Annotated in this window: 13 protein-coding genes; 10 read left to right on the forward strand and 3 right to left on the reverse strand. The window is 60.1% G+C overall.

Annotated features, from left to right (window positions below; translation table 11 throughout):
* The first annotated feature begins 9 nt into the window (after positions 1-9).
* From ACYQ6J_RS10380 to ACYQ6J_RS10390, 3 genes are all read left to right on the forward strand, one after another.
* Positions 10-1,086 (forward strand): mandelate racemase/muconate lactonizing enzyme family protein, encoded by a 1,077-nt coding sequence (locus tag ACYQ6J_RS10380; RefSeq protein ID WP_460184112.1) that lies wholly within the window; start codon positions 10-12, stop codon positions 1,084-1,086.
* Between the two features lie 181 nt (positions 1,087-1,267).
* Positions 1,268-2,926: a hypothetical protein gene (locus ACYQ6J_RS10385; RefSeq protein ID WP_460184113.1), complete on the forward strand. Its 1,659-nt coding sequence runs from the start codon at positions 1,268-1,270 to the stop codon at positions 2,924-2,926.
* A 22-nt stretch (positions 2,927-2,948) separates the two neighbouring features.
* Positions 2,949-3,419 carry a TraR/DksA C4-type zinc finger protein gene (locus ACYQ6J_RS10390; RefSeq protein WP_460184114.1) on the forward strand — a complete coding sequence of 157 codons (471 nt, stop codon included), beginning with the start codon at positions 2,949-2,951 and terminating at the stop codon, positions 3,417-3,419.
* 31 nt (positions 3,420-3,450) lie between these two features.
* Here the strand turns inward: ACYQ6J_RS10390 and ACYQ6J_RS10395 are convergent, their stop codons facing one another.
* The gene (locus tag ACYQ6J_RS10395) at positions 3,451-4,281 is read right to left on the reverse strand and encodes a glycosyltransferase family 9 protein (protein ID WP_460184115.1); all 831 of its coding nucleotides are present in this window, start codon (positions 4,279-4,281) and stop codon (positions 3,451-3,453) included.
* A 344-nt stretch (positions 4,282-4,625) separates the two neighbouring features.
* On the opposite strand from ACYQ6J_RS10395, the gene ACYQ6J_RS10400 reads away from it, so the two are divergent.
* From ACYQ6J_RS10400 to ACYQ6J_RS10425, 6 genes are all read left to right on the forward strand, one after another.
* Positions 4,626-5,681: an NAD-dependent epimerase/dehydratase family protein gene (locus ACYQ6J_RS10400; RefSeq protein ID WP_460184116.1), complete on the forward strand. Its 1,056-nt coding sequence runs from the start codon at positions 4,626-4,628 to the stop codon at positions 5,679-5,681.
* Positions 5,682-5,948: 267 nt separating this feature from the next.
* A complete protein-coding gene (locus tag ACYQ6J_RS10405; RefSeq protein WP_460184117.1) occupies positions 5,949-7,904 on the forward strand; it encodes an ABC transporter substrate-binding protein in 1,956 nt (651 codons plus the stop codon).
* A gap of 100 nt (positions 7,905-8,004) precedes the next feature.
* Positions 8,005-9,822, forward strand: coding sequence for an ABC transporter permease (locus ACYQ6J_RS10410; RefSeq protein ID WP_460184118.1), 1,818 nt, complete (start codon positions 8,005-8,007; stop codon positions 9,820-9,822).
* Positions 9,819-11,087: an ABC transporter permease gene (locus ACYQ6J_RS10415; RefSeq protein ID WP_460184119.1), complete on the forward strand. Its 1,269-nt coding sequence runs from the start codon at positions 9,819-9,821 to the stop codon at positions 11,085-11,087. The genes ACYQ6J_RS10410 and ACYQ6J_RS10415 overlap by 4 nt, the downstream gene beginning before the upstream one ends.
* A 42-nt stretch (positions 11,088-11,129) precedes the next feature.
* A complete protein-coding gene (locus ACYQ6J_RS10420; RefSeq protein ID WP_460184120.1) occupies positions 11,130-12,173 on the forward strand; it encodes an ABC transporter ATP-binding protein in 1,044 nt (347 codons plus the stop codon).
* Positions 12,163-13,278, forward strand: a complete 1,116-nt coding sequence (locus tag ACYQ6J_RS10425) for an ABC transporter ATP-binding protein (protein WP_460184121.1) — start codon at positions 12,163-12,165, stop codon at positions 13,276-13,278. Before ACYQ6J_RS10420 ends, ACYQ6J_RS10425 begins: the two co-directional genes overlap by 11 nt.
* Before the next feature lie 72 nt (positions 13,279-13,350).
* On the opposite strand, the gene ACYQ6J_RS10430 is transcribed toward ACYQ6J_RS10425, so the two are convergent.
* Both ACYQ6J_RS10430 and ACYQ6J_RS10435 read right to left on the reverse strand, forming a co-directional pair.
* Positions 13,351-14,763: a sulfatase family protein gene (locus ACYQ6J_RS10430; RefSeq protein ID WP_460184122.1), complete on the reverse strand. Its 1,413-nt coding sequence runs from the start codon at positions 14,761-14,763 to the stop codon at positions 13,351-13,353.
* Between the two features lie 31 nt (positions 14,764-14,794).
* On the reverse strand, positions 14,795-16,066 hold the full coding sequence (locus tag ACYQ6J_RS10435; RefSeq protein ID WP_460184123.1) for a glucose-1-phosphate adenylyltransferase: 1,272 nt from the start codon (positions 16,064-16,066) through the stop codon (positions 14,795-14,797).
* Between the two features lie 463 nt (positions 16,067-16,529).
* On the opposite strand from ACYQ6J_RS10435, the gene ACYQ6J_RS10440 reads away from it, so the two are divergent.
* Positions 16,530-17,897 carry a bZIP transcription factor gene (locus ACYQ6J_RS10440; protein ID WP_460184124.1) on the forward strand — a complete coding sequence of 456 codons (1,368 nt, stop codon included), beginning with the start codon at positions 16,530-16,532 and terminating at the stop codon, positions 17,895-17,897.
* Positions 17,898-18,005: the final 108 nt, after the last annotated feature.

The following is an 18,005-nucleotide window of genomic DNA, read 5'->3' on the forward strand; positions in this document are numbered from 1 at the left end:
CCCCAAACCATGATCATCCGAGACCTGGAATTCCAATTGATCCGAGTCCCGAACGAATGGGGGTACGCGCGGGATCGACTGGTCTTGGTTCGCCTTATTTTCGACGGCGATTTGGAGGGTTGGGGAGAGGCCGCCCTGCCCTGGCGAATTACCGAACCGGGACCAAGGCGGGAGTTCCTTCTCCCGATTCTGGCGGGACGCAACGTTTTCGACATCGCCGAACTGCTCGAACTGGAACCGCTGTATCCTCGGGCACTCAAAGCCGCAGTGGAAACCGCCTGCTGGGACGCATTGGGACGCGCGACGGGGCAGCCTATCGCGAGGCTGCTCGGCGGCGTCTACCGACAACGCATCCCTTGTGCCGTTCACCTCCACTCGGAGGATCCCGAAGAACTGGAGGCCGAGACCCGTCGCGCGATCGAGGCGGGCCACGCCTCTCTGCTGCTGGCTGGATCGGGTTACGTCGAGAACGATCTCCGTCGCTTGAAGACCGTCCTTGCCGCCGCCGGGCCGCATGCCGGCATTCGCTTCAACGCCAACGGCCTGTTCGACCTCCCCTCCGCCATGCGATTGGCGCGCGAACTTGAGGCCTTCGAGTCGGTTTTGATCATCGATCCCCTGCGTCGCGCCGGTTGGGATCTGTATTATCAGTTGCACCGCGGCGTCGATGTGCCGATCGCCGCTCACCGGCAAATCACCGGCCCTGCCGACGTCTTTGCCGCCGCCCGCGCCGCCGCCGTCGATCACGTGATCGTCGAACCGGCGAGGGTTGGCGGAATCCTGCGCGCGCGGGATTGCGTCACGGTGGCGGAAGCCGCAAACCTCGGGTGTTCGCTCAATTGCCCCATTTCGGCGGGCATTCAATCGGCGGCCCTGCTCCAGCTCGCATCCGCATTGCCCGCCTTGACCGTGGCCCATGACACGCCCCCTCCGGATGCCTTCCACGCATCCGCAGTCCGCGGTCTCAAGATGACGGACGGAATGTTCGAGGTTCCGCTCGGGCCCGGCTTGGGCGTCGAGATCGATCGCGAAGGCATCGACGGTTTGGCCGTCGCTCGCGATGTGGACGACCTTTTCCCGCAATAGAACGCGGACGTACAGGGCGGTCGCACGCCGCGGATATGCCGACCCTGAATGCCGCCGTACATGGTGCGCGGCGCCCCTCGAGCCTGCCGCTTGCCAATACGTCGCGAGTCCATTAACCTTTCTGTGCAAGTTCTCAGTCCGCGAAGCCCGCCGCTTCCCCCTACCTCCAGGAAGTCACGTCATGGCATCCCAACAAAATGGTTCCTCCAAGACCTCGCGCCGCTCGATCGTCGTCGCCTTGGCCTCGATGCCTATCGGTTGCCTGACTGTTCATCGGCGGATTTTCGCGGAACAGCCCGGCCCGACCGTCCAATCCGCCGATCCCCGAACTTGTACGCGAACCCGAGTCGTCTTGGACGGATCGACGGCAGCGGAAGATTGGCTGAGCAAGAATGTGGGACCGCGGTTCGACGCGATTCGGTCGCGTCCCGCTCGCGAGATCACGGCCTCGCCGCTTTCCGTCGGCATGGAAACGCTGGATCGGGAGATGTTTCAGCCGGATCGCACCTACGACGCGCTGGCGGAATTGGGTGCGAAATGGGCGAGGTTGCAAACCGGTTGGGCCAGGACCGAGACCCGGCCAAGCGATTACGACTTCGCTTGGCTCGATGAAGTCGTGGACGCGGTTTCGGCACGCGGTGTTCGGCCATGGTTCAACTTGGGCTATGGAAACCGCCTCTATACCCCGGAAGCGCCCGACCAATCCGCCGTCGGTTGGATTCCGATCTATCGCGAGGAGGCGATGACGGCTTGGCTGAAGTTCGTGGGCGCGTGTGCTTGGCATTTCCGCGGTCGGGTTCGCCACTGGGAACTCTGGAACGAACCAAACATCGCGAACTTTTGGAAACCGAATCCGCCCTCCGCTGAAGCCTATGTCCGATTCGTTTCCCAAACGGCTTCCGTGATTCGGCGAGAAATACCGGATGCCGTCCTGATCGGCGGAGCTTTGGCGGGCATGCCGACGGACTACCTCACATCGGCCCTTCGGCACGGGCTATTGGACTACGTGGACAAGATTTCCTACCACCCGTATCGTCCCGTTCCCGAAAAGGGATATCGGGAAGCTTTGAAGACGTGGCGACGTCTGCTCAGCGAATACGCCGGGAGTAGGCCGGTACCGGCACTGTGGCAGGGCGAAAACGGATGCCCTTCCCAAAGGGGCAGCGCCGGGGCCCTAGCGGACTTCGACTGGAACGAAATCCGGCAGGCCAAGTGGCTGCTCCGGCGAATATTGTGCGATTTGGTCGAGGGGGTAGAGTTGACCTCGTACTTTCACCTGGTGGACTTGCTGCGTTACAACTGGGGCTCAGGTCCGACGGATCGCGGCAATTTTAAGGGTTTGCTGCGAGGGGACGATTATTCACCCAAGCCGGCCTACGCGGCGTATCAACGGCTGTGCGCCTTGTTTGACACAGAAACTCTTCGCTTCACTGAAGCCGACGAATTCGCCCGAATCGACGCGCTGCCGGCGATTTCCCAGGGCGATACGAAGGCCGGGGCGCCAAGCGACGGGGCAGCCTATTCGCCCGCGGCGACGAGCGTTCCGGAAGTGGATGGAGATGTCATCGGCCCGGCGGGTTTCGTTCGCCGCGGATATCCACTTTGGGTGTATTGGAAAGCGGCGTCGACGACGGTCGATACCGTCCCGCAAATCGTCGATCTGCGCATCCAGGACGCTCCAAGCCTATTGATGCGACGTCCCGTCTTGATCGATCCGCTCTCCGGAGGCGTCCATTCCTTGCTGCATGCCCGCCGCGAGTCGGATGGATGGCGACTTGCTAAGGTTCCCCTTGCGGATTATCCCCTCATTGTTGCCGACTCGGCGGTCCTGACCTCCTGAGGTTCGCAAGGAAGAAAACTCCATGCCGATACGCTACTACAAGCTGTCGTGCGGATCTTGCGGCAAGAGCGAGACGATCTCGCGGCACGAAGCCATGGTCCGCTTGGCGGCCGCGCGCAAGTTGCGGGCGACGGCCTGGAATTCCGACGAAGGCCTGTTGGATGAATTGATTCCCGCCTTGCTGGCCGCCATGCCCTGTTCCTGCGGGGAAAAGAACCGGCGCATAACCGGTTTGGAATCGGCGGACGACTGGACGGAATCACGGAGGTGCCGAGATTGCGGGCGTGTGATTCCGCCCGCCCGACTGGCCGTCCTTCCCGATGCGGAGAAATGCGCCGATTGCCAAACCGCTTCGGAACAAGGCCGATCGACCGGTCCGGATCGCTACTGTCCGCGCTGCGGCCACCCCATGAAATTGACGCCGCGCGACGTCGGCGGCGTCACCCGCTACGTTTGGGTCTGCACCAAGATTCCGCCGTGTCGCGGGGTGTGAAGCCGCGACCACTTCGGCCGAGAACCCCGGATCAAGTCTCGCGGTCGCCGTTCAGCATGGTGACGCAAGCTTGGAACACATCCTCCGTCGAGATTCGAGGCATCACGTCCGGAGGCGCGGATCGCCATTTCAAGGGATACGGTGCTCGCCAGGCTGCTCGGACCACGATGTGCCCTGAACCGAAAGGCCCGGAGAACTCCGGCCAGGTGGGACCGTAGATGCCCACGCAGGGCGTTCCCACGGCGGCGGCCATGTGCAGCGGTCCCGTGTCGTGAGAAATCAGAAACATCGCACGCCGCAGTATCGCCATCAGCGTCGCAAGAGAGGTCGGCGGTGCCGCGCAACAACCCTCCCCGACGGCCTCCGCGATCCGTTTCGCCGTTGTTTGCTCGCGATGCGTTCCCCACAGGATCAGCGCGGGAATTCGATAGTTGCGCCACACCCGGCGAACGACCTCGGCGTATCGCTCGGCGGGCCATTCGCGCAGGCCGTCACCGGTCCCTGGGTTGACCGCCAAGAATCGGCCCGCCATGCCCGTCGCACGCAAAACTTCTTCGCCCGCCGCCGCGGCATCCGGCGCGATGGGCACGCGAAACTCAACTTGGCCGACGTCCCCTCCCAGCGGTTCGACCAACTGTAGCATGTGCTGAACGACGTGCGGGCCGGTGGTCCGGATCCCATGGTTGTTCAAGAGCGGCGCCAATTCTCGGCCGAACGGACGCGCCAAGCCGATCCGATATTTCGCGCCGGAAAACCACGCGAGCAGGGCGCTCTTGGTGAGGCTTTGCGGGTCCACGGTCGCGTCGAATCGAAGCTCCCGCAAACGGCGACGGATCTCCCCAAGGTTCGAGACCGATTTCATCCATCCTCTCGGAAGTTCAATCAATTCGTCGAGTGCTTCATGCCCGCGGAGAACCTGCGCCGCGCGTGATTCGACCGCCCAGGCCAAAAAAGCGTCCGGAAAGCGCCGCCGCAGGGCGCACAAAACGGGCAGCGTCAAGACCGCGTCACCGATCGCGCTAAGCCGCACGATCAGAATCCGTGGGCGAGGAGGGAGTGCAATCCGATCGCGAGCTTTCACGTGGCCCCATCCTGTGACCTAGAATCCTATTGACGAAATTTTCCGCTTTTTCAAAGCTATGCGATATCCGAGGCGAAGGACGGCGCCGCCTCGCCGTTGCGGACGACCGCGCCGAAGCACTTCACGTGCGTTCTCTACCAGCGGGCAAGTGCGTGCAAATGTCCAAGGTTTTGGTCACCGGTGCCACCGGTTTTATCGGATATCATCTCGTTCAGACCCTGACGGAACGGGGTTGCGATACCACGTGCCTGATCCGAAAGACCTCGCGCGTCGATCAGATCCGGCATTTCGGCGTCCGATTCGTCGAGGGCGACCTCTCGAATCGAGAAAGCCTAACGAAACCCTTGCACGACGTGCAAGTGGTCTATCACTTGGCGGGAACCACCAAGGCTTTGCGACGCCGCGACCTTTATCGCACGAATGAAACGGGCGTCGTGGAACTGCTGGAGGCCTGTCGCCGTCTCGTCAATCCGCCGGTGGTCGTTTTGGTGTCGAGCCTCGCCGCGGCAGGGCCGATGCCCGCCGGTCGCCCGATCCTTCGCACCGAAAAGGATCCGCCCAGGCCCGTCTCGTTCTACGGGCACAGCAAGCGGGCGGGAGAATTAGCCGCCGAAGACCGGGCCGGGGACATCCCCATCACGGTCGTGCGGCCTGCCATCGTCTTTGGAGAATGGGACCGAGATTGCTACCTGATGTTTCGCCCGATCCGGCGTTGGGGGATTCACCTGGTGCCGGGTTACCGGCGAAAATACTTCTCGCTCATTCACGCACAAGACCTCGTCCCATTGCTTTTGGCGGCGGCGGAGCGCGGCGAGCGCCTCCCCGGCCCGCAAGATCAAGATGCCGCGCGGGGTACGGGATATTATTTTGCGGCCGGACCGGACCATCCAACGTACGGTCAATTGGGCAAAATGATGGGTGCCGCTCTCGGCCGACGCGTCTTGGTGCTTCCGATCGCCCCGCCCGTCGTGTGGCTCGTCGCCGCCGTCAATACCGTGGTCGGACGCCTGACCCGACGCCCCAAAGCGTTGTCCCTCGACAAAGTTCGGGAGGCGTTGGCCGGTTCCTGGGTGTGCTCGTCGGAAAAAGCCGAGCGGCAACTCGGCTTTCGAGTCGGAGCCTCCCTCGCCGAACGTCTCAAACAGACTGCCGACTGGTACAAGACCCAGGGTTGGCTCTGACCCGCCGACACTCGGTAGTCCGGCAGGTGTGTCGATCGGGCAATGCACTCCATTTTGCCCAGTCTATGCAAACCCGAAGTGTTATTGACCGTGCTCCACAATTCTTTTACGATTCCGAAACGAGAGGCCCGCCTCTCCGGTGGCAATCACCGGTGACTCGGGAGCCTCGGTGATATCGTTTCGAGAGCTTTCAAAAACGCCGATCCGTTCCAGCGGACTTCGGACCGAGTTGTGGTCCGCGCCGTGCCTAGCAAGAGTGACCCAATTATGCTGCGCTTTTCTCTCCTTCGTTTCTTCGAGACTTTCCGTCAAATCGAGGAGTCGCCGCATCCGTTTTCGTGCGGTCCCGCGCGGGGCCCGTGCAATCGCCGGTATCTATGGCTTGGCTATGTAGCTTTGCTGCCCGTCTTGTTTGCCGGATGTCCCCAACCTTCCGGAACCGCACCGGAAACGGAAAACCGAGCGTTCTCGACGGAAACCGGTCAAGGCGGCGAAACCTCCGAATCGCGTCCTGCGCGATCGGAAAAGAAACTCACGCGATCGGACCGGGAACCGGCCCCCGAGGACCTGCTGCTCTTGGCCTATCCCGAAGACCCCGACACGCTGAACCCCATCACGGCCAGTGATACCGTTTCGGAGGCATTCCAATCCCGCGTCTACGAGACTCTTGCCGAGCCTAAATTCTCCAATCCCGACGAACTGGAACCGGTCTTGGCGGAATCTTGGGATTTCAATCCCGAGACCTTGGAATACACCATTCATATCCGCAAGGGCGTCAAGTGGCACCCCATGAAACTGCCGAACGGAAAACCCTTGCCGGAGGCCGAGGTCACCGCGCGCGACGTCGCCTTTAGCTTCGATTGCGTTTTGAACCCCAACATCGAGGCCGCCCACATTCGCAGCTATTTCGAGGACGCGCAACCGGAGAATCCGGATCAACCCTACAAGATCGAATACCGCATGAAGGATAAATACACCTTCGTCGTGCGGTGGAAGAAGCCGTACTTTCTTGCCCGAGATTTCACGCTCTTCGGTTTCCCGATCATTCCGCGACACGTGTACTCCGTGGATGAACGCGGCGATCCCATCTCGTACGATTTCTCGTCCAAGGAATTCGCGGACGGATTCAACAACCATTGGGCCAACAAACTCATGTGCGGCAGCGGACCGATGGTCTTCGTGGAGTGGAAGGCTCAACAACGGCTTTCTTTGACTCGTTTCGCCAACTATTGGGGATCCCCCTATTACTTCAGCGACGTCCTCTATCAATGCATATCCAATAGCAACACCATGACGCAAAAGCTGCTGCAAAACGAATTGGATTTCGCCGGCATTCCCGACAAGGATCAATTTCTTCAGGCGCAAACCCACCCCAACGTCCAGGACGGCAAGGTCAAATTGGTGGATTACAGTTATCCCGGCTATCGCTACATCGGTTACAATTTGGATCGTGCGGTCTTTCGAGATCGCGACTTCCGTTGGGCGTTGGCGTACGCGATCCCCGTCGATGCCATCATTGAACGGGTATTTCGCGGCCTGGCGGAGCGCACGACCGGTCCTTTCTTGCCCGGCAGCAGCAGTTACGACTCTACATTGGAACCCATTCCGTACGACCCGGAAAAGGCCAAAAACCGATTAGAATCGGCGGGTTGGCAAGACACCGACAACGACGGAATCCGCGACAAGGTCGTCGACAATCAGCGCATTCCGGCCAGATTCGAGTTGATGATCTACGCGGACTCGGCCAGTTACCGCCAGGTCGCCGAGATCGTGAAGGAGGAATGCCGCAAGGTCGGTATCGACGTCGTCATCGCTCCCACCAAATGGAACCTGATGCTGCAAAAACTCCGCAAACGCGACTACGACGCCGCCATGCTTGGTTGGGCGCTTTCTTGGAGGCAGGACCCCTACCAAGTCTGGCACAGCAGCCAAGCCGATCTGCCCGACAGTTCCAACCATGTGGCCTACCGCAATCCCAAAGTGGACGCGGCCATCGAAAAGCTGCGCGTAACCATGGATGAAAACGAGCAGAAGGAACTGTACCACGAAATTCATCGACTGATCTATGAAGATCAACCTTATACATTTCTATTCTCCGACCGCGCTACCGGCGGATATGACAGCCGTATCCGTAACGTCAATTTCTATAAGATTCGTCCATGCTACGATGGTCGCGAATGGTATTCGGATCGTCCCCGCCTGACGGGTCGCGAGATGCCCTGACGGGAGGCGCAACCCTGTTCGCCCCGACCGTCGGGGATGCGTCCTCGGTCGGCCCGTGCCGTCCAACCTCGGCTGAACCCTCAAGGAACGAATCGGTCCCGTGCTGAGCTATATCGTTCGACGCCTGATTTTGATCCTGCCCACGCTCTTCGGCGTGACGGTCGTGTCCTTCTGCATCATGCAGTTGGCGCCCGGCGATCCCCTGCTCATGCAGTTGGGCGCCACGGGCCTGGCAGGACAGGGCACTCAGACCCGGGAGGCCTATCTTATTCAAAAACGCGACCTCAAGCTGGATCGGCCCTTGATTCTCAACTTTCGATATTTCCTCGACTATTCGGAGGCCGTACGGCAGGCCGCTCACTTTCTGGTCTCCAGCGAGGCTCAAATCGTGGAAGAATTGAACGCGATCGCCCAAGACCCGAACCGCCTCCACCACCGCGCGGCCCTGCGGTTCCTGCGTTCCTTGGGAATTCCCCGATTTAACCAGCGTCTCTGCGATCCCGCCGAGTATCCCCGCCTCGCCAAAGCGATCGTCGGCTACACTAGGGTTTTCTGTGAAGACTTGGGGATTCACGGCGTCCCCCCCCTGATCGACCTGCTTCGCCGTCGCGACATCGACGCATCCGAGAAGATCGGCGTCATTCACGCCTTGAACGCCATGGTCGTTCAGCCTTTCACTTTTACGTACTCCCACGTTCCGAACGACGCGGAGACGCCCTACGTCGTCGGCGCTTGGCGGCAGTGGTGGCGTCGCGCAGAACCCTTGGCGCGTCCGCTGACGGACGAACGGCGTGCGGAACTCGAGGCATGCTTTCGCGAAATGCTTTCTCTCAGTCGGCAAGAGTTATTCGAGGAATTGGACTATCTGGACCCCGCCGACACGCGGTTCTACATCGAAAAACTTCTTTCCGATTCCACTTTGCAAGAGAAATTCCTCGCAGCGCTCGCCTTGCGACGCCTGGTCCGCGATCCCCTGCGATTGGATGTACCGGATCGATCTCCTGACGAATGGATAGCAGAGGTCGCCGACAATTGGCAAGTCCACTACGAATTGAACCGAAAACAATACGAACCGCCCCTGTGGAAGCGCGCGATCTATCTCTTCACCGATACCCAATATGCCCATATGCTGTGGCGATTGGCCACGTTTCAATTCGGCCGATCGGCCACGAAGACCCGCGAACCCGTCGCCACGAAGATTTGGAACGCGGTCCTCGTGTCGGCCCCGCTGATGCTCATGGCCGAACTCGTGATTTACCTAATCGCCATTCCCGCCGGAATCGTTGCCGCCGTCTATCGCAATACATGGATCGACCGCTGGATCACGCTGAAATTATTCCTGCTCTATTCCATCCCGCCGTTCGTGGCGGGCATGTTGTTGCTGCTGTTCTTCTGTTACGGCGACTATTTGAAATGGTTCCCCATGCTGGGACTTCACTCGCCGGACGCCGATCGCTACGGCTGGGCCCGGTACATGGCGGATTATCTTTGGCACGCCTTTCTGCCGGTCGTGTGTCTGTCCCTATTCAGCCTGGCCGGCCTGGCCATGTATTCCCGAACGGCCATGCTCGACGTCATATCGCAGGATTACATCCGGACCGCTCGCGCAAAGGGCCTTTCGGAATCCAAGGTCATCCTGAAGCATGCGCTGCGCAACGCCTTGATCCCCATTCTTACACTGTTCTCCTCCTTTTTGCCTGCTCTCTTGGGAGGTTCCGTGCTCGTGGAGTACATCTTCGGAATTCACGGCATGGGACGTCTGAGCTGGGAGTCGATCGAGCAAAAGGATTATCCAACCTTGATGGCATTGATCTATATTGACGCGATTGTCGTTTTGGTCAGCATTCTCTTGACCGACATTCTGTATACCGTAGTGGATCCGCGGATCAGTTTCGCGTCCCAGGACGCCCGACCATGAGTCAGCGAGACGGCTACCTCGACATCCTGTGGTCGCAATTCCGGAAGAACCGGGCAGCTTATGTTGCGCTTCATTTATTGTCCCCGCTTTTTCTATTGGCGGTCTTTGCGCCGGTCGTCGCCTCCAACGTGCCTTTTTATTTCAACGACGGGGAACAAACGCTCTGGCCGTGGTTTCGCGCGCTATTGAATCCCGAGGAGACTGTCGACTTCTGGTTCAATACGGCCCTGGTAGCTTTCTTTCCGTGGATTGTCGTCGCTACGCTACTGAATCGCACTTGGCGGCAACGCAAAGTGGGACGTTGGGCCAGGACGGGCAGGATCGCCGTTATCTACCTGGGATTGATTGCGATCGTAAGCGTTCTGCTGCTGATTCCCGGCGTGCGGCCTGACAATCGCTACCGCGCCAGGACCTTTCCCGAGGAACAATTTCGAAAGGGGGACAAAGTCAGGGCGATCTATCCTTTAATCCCTTTCGGTCCGACCGAGCAGGATATCGAGTCCTCGGTCAAGCCCCCGATGTATCGCAAGCCGCGTTTCGTAGTGAACTCGGCGGGTCAAGAAGTCCTCAATTGGCGAAAGAGCAATGACGGCTTTCCCCATCTTCTGGGGACGGATGACGTCGGTCGCGACGTGCTGGTACGGATGATCTACGGGCTGCGGATTTCTTTGACGGTGGGCTTCGTGGCCGTGGGATTGTACATCACCATCGGCGTCATTCTGGGGGCGATCGCGGGATATTTCGGCGGCGCCGTGGACATCGTGATCTCGCGAGTCATTGAAGTCATCATTTTGTTTCCCAGCTTCTTTCTCATTTTGACGCTGGTCGGACTGCTGGGGCAAAGTATCTACATTATCATGGTGGTGATCGGACTGACCGGTTGGCCCACGGTGGCTCGGCTCATTCGAGGAGAGGTACTCAAGCAACGGGCCATCGACTACGTGCAGGCCGCTCGCGCGATGGGCGCCTCTCACATGCGGATCATCTTTCGGCATATTCTGCCCAACGCCGTTTCACCGGCGCTCGTGGCGGCGCCGTTCGGCATCGCGGGGGCCATCATCACCGAGGCGGGGTTGAGCTTGCTCGGGTTCGGGGTACGACTGCCGGCACCCAGTTGGGGCTTGATTTTGCGCAGCGGAAGCGAGAATTATCACTACTGGTGGCTGGTCGTCTTTCCCTCCTTGGCGATCTTTTTCACGGTGACGGTTTTCAATCTGGTGGGAAGCGGACTGCGCGATGCCATGGATCCGCGGTTACGCATTTAGAATGCGGGCCCGTTGATGACAACGCACTGAGGATCAACTGACGTGTCCACGCTCGTCGACCACGATACGACCGCAGAGGCCGGACTGCCCTCGACGCTGCTGAGCATTCGGGACTTGCGGACCTATTTCTTCACTGAAAAAGGCGTGGTCAAAGCGGTGGACGGCGTCTCCTTCGACGTCCCCAAGGCGAAGACGGTGGGAATCGTCGGCGAATCGGGGTGCGGCAAGTCCGTCACCGGCCTGTCGATCATGCGGTTGGTGGCTCCGCCCGGTCGCATCGTACACGGATCGATGGCTTTTCGCGACGGCGAAACGGTCAAGGATCTGGCCCATTTGCCGGAGTCGGAAATCAGGAGGATTCGGGGTTCCCAAATCGCCATGATCTTCCAAGAGCCGATGACCTCGCTCAATCCGGTCTTTACGGTCGGATCGCAAATCCTGGAGGCCATCCTGCTGCATCAGCCCGATTTGGGCCGGCGGAAAGCGAGAGATCTGGTCGTGGAATTGCTGCAACAGGTGGGCGTTCCCGATCCGCAGGCGCGCCAACATTGGTACCCCCACCAACTCTCGGGCGGAATGCGTCAGCGCGTGATGATCGCCATGGCCCTGTCGTGCGAACCGCGTCTATTGATCGCGGATGAACCCACCACGGCGCTGGACGTAACGATTCAGGCGCAAATCTTGGAACTGCTCAAAGCGTTGCAGTCCGAGAAGGACATGTCCGTGATTATGATCACCCACGATCTGGGGATCATCGCGGAAATGGCGGACGAAGTCTTGGTCATGTACGCTTCGCGGATCGTGGAGAAGGCTTCGGTCTTGCGACTGTTCGCCAATCCCCTGCACCCGTACACGTGGGGACTCTTTCGCGCTAGGCCGGTCTTGGGAATGACCAAGGGGAAGGAATTGCTGACGATTCCCGGCGACGTGCCCGATGCCGCCGACTTGCCCCGCGGTTGCAAATTCTGCCTGCGTTGCAAGCACGTCCAAGATCGTTGCCGTGAGGAGGAGCCGGAACTGAGAATTCTCGAACCCGGGCACGAGGTGCGTTGCCATTTCGCGGGTGAGCTTGACTATGAGCGATGATGTGTTGCTGCGAGTGCGTCGGTTGCGGAAATACTTCCCCGGCCCGCGAAGCCTGTTCTCCGGCGAGAGGAAGGTCGCGCGGGCGGTGGACGGCGTATCCTTCGATGTGCGAAAGGGCGAGGTCCTGGGGTTGGTTGGGGAATCGGGTTGCGGCAAGACCACGGTCGGCAGAACCCTGTTGCGACTGATCGAACCGACCTCCGGCACGATCGAGTTCATGGGCCGGGACATCACCCATCTTCAAGGCAAGGCACTTCGCGACCTGCGACGCGAGATGCAGATCGTCTTTCAAGACCCGTTCAGCTCGCTCAATCCGCGCATGACGGTCGGCGCCGCCGTGGAGGAAGGCCTGCTGATTCACGCCGCGCGGAAAAAAGAGGCGGATCGCCGACGCGACGCGAACCCTAGCTCCCCGGACGAAACTCCGGAAGAAGATTGGACCGATCCCGAAACGCGGCGACGCATCGTGACGGATCTGTTTGCGCGGATGCGATTGCCCCCGAACATCAGCGACCGATACCCCCACCAATTCTCCGGAGGACAGCGGCAGCGGATTTGCGTGGCTCGGGCGGTCGCTTTGAGGCCCAAATTCCTGGTGCTGGACGAACCGCTGTCGGCCCTCGACGTCTCGCTTCAAGCCGAGATCATCAATTTGCTGATGAAGCTGAAGACGGACTTCGATTTGACTTACTTGTTCATCTCGCACGATTTGTCCGTGGTCGAATACTTGTCGGACCGCGTCGCCGTGATGTATCTGGGCCAAATCGTGGAAACGGCGGACAGTCGCCGCCTCTACGCGGAACCGATGCATCCTTACACCCAAGCCCTGCTATCGGCGGTTCCGCAAATGGACCCGACCGCGAAACGTCGGCGAATCGTGCTGGAAGGCGACGTGCCCAGCCCGGACAATCCTCCGACCGGGTGCCGCTTTCACCCACGCTGTCCGCTGGCTCAGGATATCTGCAAACGCGAAGCCCCCCGGACGCTGGATTTGGACGGGCATATCGTCAAGTGCCACGTCGTAGAAATGGAACGCGGCAAGGAGGGCCGAATCCTTTCCGAGGACGAATCGAGCGACCTCGCAGCGGGAGCGGCGGCGCAATAGGCCGAGGCGGTCGTGCGGATGTCACCGGACATACCGGGTGCCTTGCGCGCCCGGCTGAAATCGGGAGCCGAGTCAGAAGTCGGTCGCGGGATCTCCCCACTCCGCTTGCAACGCTTTGAGACGGTCTTCGAGTCGCTTTCGCTCCGCCCGGTATTCGGCGCGATCCGCCAGATTGTGCAACTCCCAGGGATCCTCTTCCAGATCGAAGAGTTGCGTGTGGCGATCTTCGCCCACGTGGTAGCGGATCAGCTTGAACCGCTTTTCTCGCACCGTCCGCTGCCAATCGCGATAGGCTGCATAGACTGCGTCGCGGACCTCGGCGACTTCTCCCCGCAAGACGGGCAAGAGCGACTTCCCCTCGACGCCGTCGGGTAAAGGGATGTCGAGCCACTGCGCCATCGTGGGGAAGAGATCGAAAAGGTACACCAGGGCGTCGCTTCGCTTCCCGGCCTCCACGCCCGGTCCCCGCAAAATCAACGGCACGCGGATGCTGTGCTCGTAGAGGTTCTGCTTGCCCATCAAGCCGTGACGCCCCACCGCCAATCCGTTGTCCGAGGCGAAGATGACCAGGGTTTGGCTCGCCAGCCCGGTTTCGTCGAGGGTCCGGAGGATTCGCCCGATCTGCGCATCCAAGTGCGAGATCATGCCGTAATACTCGCCGATTTGCCGTCGAATATCTTGCGGGTCGCGGGGAAACGAGGCCAGCAACTCGTCGCGTATCTTCAGTTCGCCGTTATCGAAGGGATGTTCCGGCATGAAATTGGGAGGCAGCGCGACGTTCTCCGGGCCATACATCCGGGCGAATTCCCCGGGGGGAGTCCGCGGGTCGTGCGGCGCCGTGAATGCAATATAGGCGAAGAACGGGCGATCCCCCTTGTACGTCTTGAGGAACCGAATCGCCTCGTCCGCAAACAGTTCCGAAGAGAACTTGTCGCCGATCTTGCGGTCCTTTGAGGGATACTTGCCGTCGGCGTGGAAATCGAAAACGGGGATCGCGAAGTGGTCGTTCATGCCGCCGAAGAAGATCGCGCCGCCGCCGTCGAAGCTTCGGGCGTATGAGGGGGCGCCGTTGTGCCATTTCCCGACGCCGAACGTGTAATAACCGTGCGCGCGAAAGACCTCCGGCCAGGTCTGCACGTTTTCCAAATTCACGGGAGCCCGCCACAAGCCGCGTCCGCTCATAAGCATGGCTCGACTGGGCATGCAAACGGCGGGATGCGTGGAACCCATGATGAAGGCGTGCGTGAACGTAAAGCCCTGCTCGGTCAGCCGATCCAACACGGGGGTGCGAATCTCCTCGTTCCCCAAGGCGTGGATCGTATCGAATCGCTGATCGTCACTGAAGAGAAACAGTACGTTCTTGGGCTTTTGCGGTTGGTCGCCCGGACAGGGCCTCGCCGTTCCCGGCAAGATGCCCGACAACATTCCGATCAAACCGGTGGCCAAAATCGACGAAGCCGCGAACCGGCGCAAATGCAGAACCATGGCTGACTCCCCAATGGATAGGCCGGCGCGGTCAAGACATCGACCAACCGTCCGGCAAAACCGTCTCTTTCGGCACGACGATGACGCCGTCGCGGATCATGCCGAATTGCGTCTCGGGCGACTCCTGCTCTCCCGAAGCGTTAACCACTCGCACCCTTTTCCCGATGCGGCAGTTTTTGTCGATGATCGCGTTTTCGATGTGGCAGGCCTCGCCGATCATCAGTGGCGGATCCTGGGTAACGCGGTCGCGATCATAATAGTCGTTGCCCATGATGATCGCGTTGCGAATCACGCAGTTGGGGCCGATGATGCTCCGCAAGCCCACAATGCTGTTTTCAATCACGCAGCCTTCCCCAATCACACAACCATCGGCAACCAGGCTGTTCTTGATGTTGGCGGCGGCGATCCGCGACGGCGGCAAGAACCTGGCGCGTGTGTAGAGCGGCGCGTTCGGCGCCTCCAGCGAGAACTCCGCATCGGGTTGCGTGAGGGCTAAATTGGCCTCGAAGAAAGCGCCGATGGTACCGATGTCCTCCCAATAACCGTCGAAAACGTAGGCCTGCACCCGGCACGAGTCGATAACGGACGGAAAGACCTCCTTACCGAAGTCGCGGTAATCCGTGCGTTCCAGAATGTCCGCCAAGACCTCCCGGTTGAAAAGGTAGATTCCCATGTTGGCCACGTATTCCCGACCCTTGGCAGGGACGCCCAGCTTTTCGATCCAAGCCGGCTCCGTCCGCACGGCGTCCAGCTCCTCTTCGGTCTTGGGCTTTTCGTGGAACGCCACGACTTCGCCGTCTTCCTTCAAGTGGACGATTCCCAGGCCGGGCGCCGCCTTGCGATGGACGGGGATAACGGCGATGGTGACGTCGGCATTCCGCTCCTTGTGCAAGGCCATCAATTGGCGATAGTCCATGCGGTATAACTGGTCGCCGGACAGGATCAGGACGTGATCCACATCCTTGCGCCGCACATAGGTCAGATTGTGCCGCACGGCGTCCGCCGTTCCCTGGTACCAATCCGAGTGCGTGAGCGTTTGCTGGGCGGCCAAAATCTCCACGAACCCCCCGTGGAACGCGTCGAAGTTGTAACTGGCGCGGATGTGGCGATGCAGACTCGCGGAGTTGAATTGCGTGAGGACGTAGATTCGCTCCATGCCGCTGTTGATGCAGTTGGAGATGGGCACATCGATCAGGCGATACTTGCCGCCGATGGGTACGGCAGGCTTGGAACGGTATTTCGTCAAAGGATAGAGTCGCGTACCGCGTCCCCCGCCCAAGATGAGTGCCAAAGTCTGCTTCATGACAAGTTCTCGCCCTGCAGTCTACGCCCGTCGATTCCCAACCCTTTGCCCGATAGCACTCCCGATTGATGCATAGTATCACAACGCCCGCCGAGTTCAACCACCTTACGGCGATCCCGACTTGCCGGGACGATTTGCGTCCGGAAAGCGGGCGGCGCGTCCACCCAACGCTCGGGCGTTTGAGTCGACCGGCTGGCGATTCGACGGTGGCAAGATGGCGGCGATAAGACATCGCCGCCGAGGCCCCCTCATAATCGTTATTCTTGGCATTTCGCGCACGCACTTCCGGCTTGGAGGCGAAGATCGCGACCGGCGGCGGACGGCTTGCATCAAATATCAGCAACTCACAGACGATGACAGAGATAGGGTCGGCACGGATTATGCCGCCCTTGTTTCTTAACGGTCCGCAGCACACCCGGCAAAACCGGTGCGGACCGCTTCCGGGAAAGAAAGGACGGATCCGATGAAATGGCGTTGGTTGGTTTTCGCGGTAACGGCGGCCTCGGTGGCATTTCCCACGGTCGTCTTCAGCCAAGAGTCTCCCGAGCAGCGGCTTCAGCGATTGGAAGCGGAGACCCAGGCATTGCGGGCCGAATTGGCTCAACTCAAGGCGGAACCGATTCGCCCCTTGCCGCCGGTGACGTATGATGCGGCGTCGTATACCTTCGAGTCGTCGGCGGCCCCGGAGGCCGAGTATTACACCATGGACGAATTGCGGGCCGAAATGAAAAAGGTTGCCTGGACCAAAGGCGATTTTCAGATCGTGCCCTACGGCATTCTGTGGGGCAGCACGACCTACGAATCTTCCCGCTCCAACGTCGGCGACTACACACTGTACGTCTTCTCCGCGACCGATCAAGGCGAGGCCGCTTGGCACGTCGATGCCAAGTCCACACGGTTGGGCCTGGATTTCACCGGACCGCGAATTCCCGCCCTCGGCTGCGCACAGAGCGGCGGCAAGGTCGAGATCGACTTCCAAGGTAACTACCTTCAGGAAAACAAGGGGTCGGTGCTCCTTCGGCATGCCTATCTGGAAGTCAAGAATGAGTACTTTCGCCTGCTGGCGGGCCAAACTTGGGATGTCATTTCCCCGTTGTATCCCGGCACCTTGATGTACTCGGTGGGTTGGGGCGGCGGCAACATCGGCTACCGGCGCGCCCAATTTCGGGCGGAGAGATACTTCCACTTTTCCGACTACCTCTTGGTCACGACGCAAGCATCCATCAACAGCGACATCGTTTCCGAATTCGGTTCCAACTTGGCAGGAGACCATGCCGATTGGCCGGTCGTGGAGGGACGCTTGGGCTTCACCTTGGGCGAACGCGGCAAGGGCGGGCGACCGTTCGAGTTCGGCATTTCCGGCCACATCGGTGAGCAGTCGTGGGATTTCTTGACGCCCCCGATCGCAGATGACGTGGAGCTTCGAACATGGTCGTTCAACGTCGATTTCCGCTATCCCATTACAAGCCGACTCGGCGTGCAAGGCGAATTCTTCACCGGCGAGAACCTGGGCGCCTATTTGGGGGGAGCGATTCAGGGGGTCAACACGACGACGCGCGATACCATTCGTTCCACCGGCGGTTGGGTCGACGTGTGGTATGATTGGACGGACCGTTTGCATAGCCACGTGGGCTACTCCATCGACGATCCGATCAATAGCGACATCACGACCGGTCGCACCTACAATCAGTTCTACTTCGCCAATCTCAGCTACGACTTGACGAAGAAGTTCCTGGTCGGCGTGGAAGCCAGCCAGTGGAAGACGAATTGGGCGGGCAAGCTTCCCGGCGACAGTTTCCGACTCGAATTCGTGGCGAAGTACGGATTCTGATCCCCTTCAAGAAAATCCCGCCTCTGCGATCGAAGTACCCAACCCGTGACAGCGCAAGCGGCCCGGTCTCTCACGAGATCGGGCCGCCCTTGTTTGGATGGGGCCGAG

The sequence above is a fragment of the Thermopirellula anaerolimosa genome, from assembly GCF_054657335.1.

Coding starts and splice junctions, on each gene's coding strand:
- ACYQ6J_RS10380 (WP_460184112.1), top strand. CDS start 10: ATGATCATCCGAGACCTGGAATTCCAATTGATCCGAGTCCCGAACGAA.
- ACYQ6J_RS10385 (WP_460184113.1), top strand. CDS start 1,268: ATGGCATCCCAACAAAATGGTTCCTCCAAGACCTCGCGCCGCTCGATC.
- ACYQ6J_RS10390 (WP_460184114.1), top strand. CDS start 2,949: ATGCCGATACGCTACTACAAGCTGTCGTGCGGATCTTGCGGCAAGAGC.
- ACYQ6J_RS10395 (WP_460184115.1), bottom strand. CDS start 4,281: ATGAAATCGGTCTCGAACCTTGGGGAGATCCGTCGCCGTTTGCGGGAG.
- ACYQ6J_RS10405 (WP_460184117.1), top strand. CDS start 5,949: ATGCTGCGCTTTTCTCTCCTTCGTTTCTTCGAGACTTTCCGTCAAATC.
- ACYQ6J_RS10415 (WP_460184119.1), top strand. CDS start 9,819: ATGAGTCAGCGAGACGGCTACCTCGACATCCTGTGGTCGCAATTCCGG.
- ACYQ6J_RS10425 (WP_460184121.1), top strand. CDS start 12,163: ATGAGCGATGATGTGTTGCTGCGAGTGCGTCGGTTGCGGAAATACTTC.
- ACYQ6J_RS10430 (WP_460184122.1), bottom strand. CDS start 14,763: ATGGTTCTGCATTTGCGCCGGTTCGCGGCTTCGTCGATTTTGGCCACC.
- ACYQ6J_RS10435 (WP_460184123.1), bottom strand. CDS start 16,066: ATGAAGCAGACTTTGGCACTCATCTTGGGCGGGGGACGCGGTACGCGA.
- ACYQ6J_RS10440 (WP_460184124.1), top strand. CDS start 16,530: ATGAAATGGCGTTGGTTGGTTTTCGCGGTAACGGCGGCCTCGGTGGCA.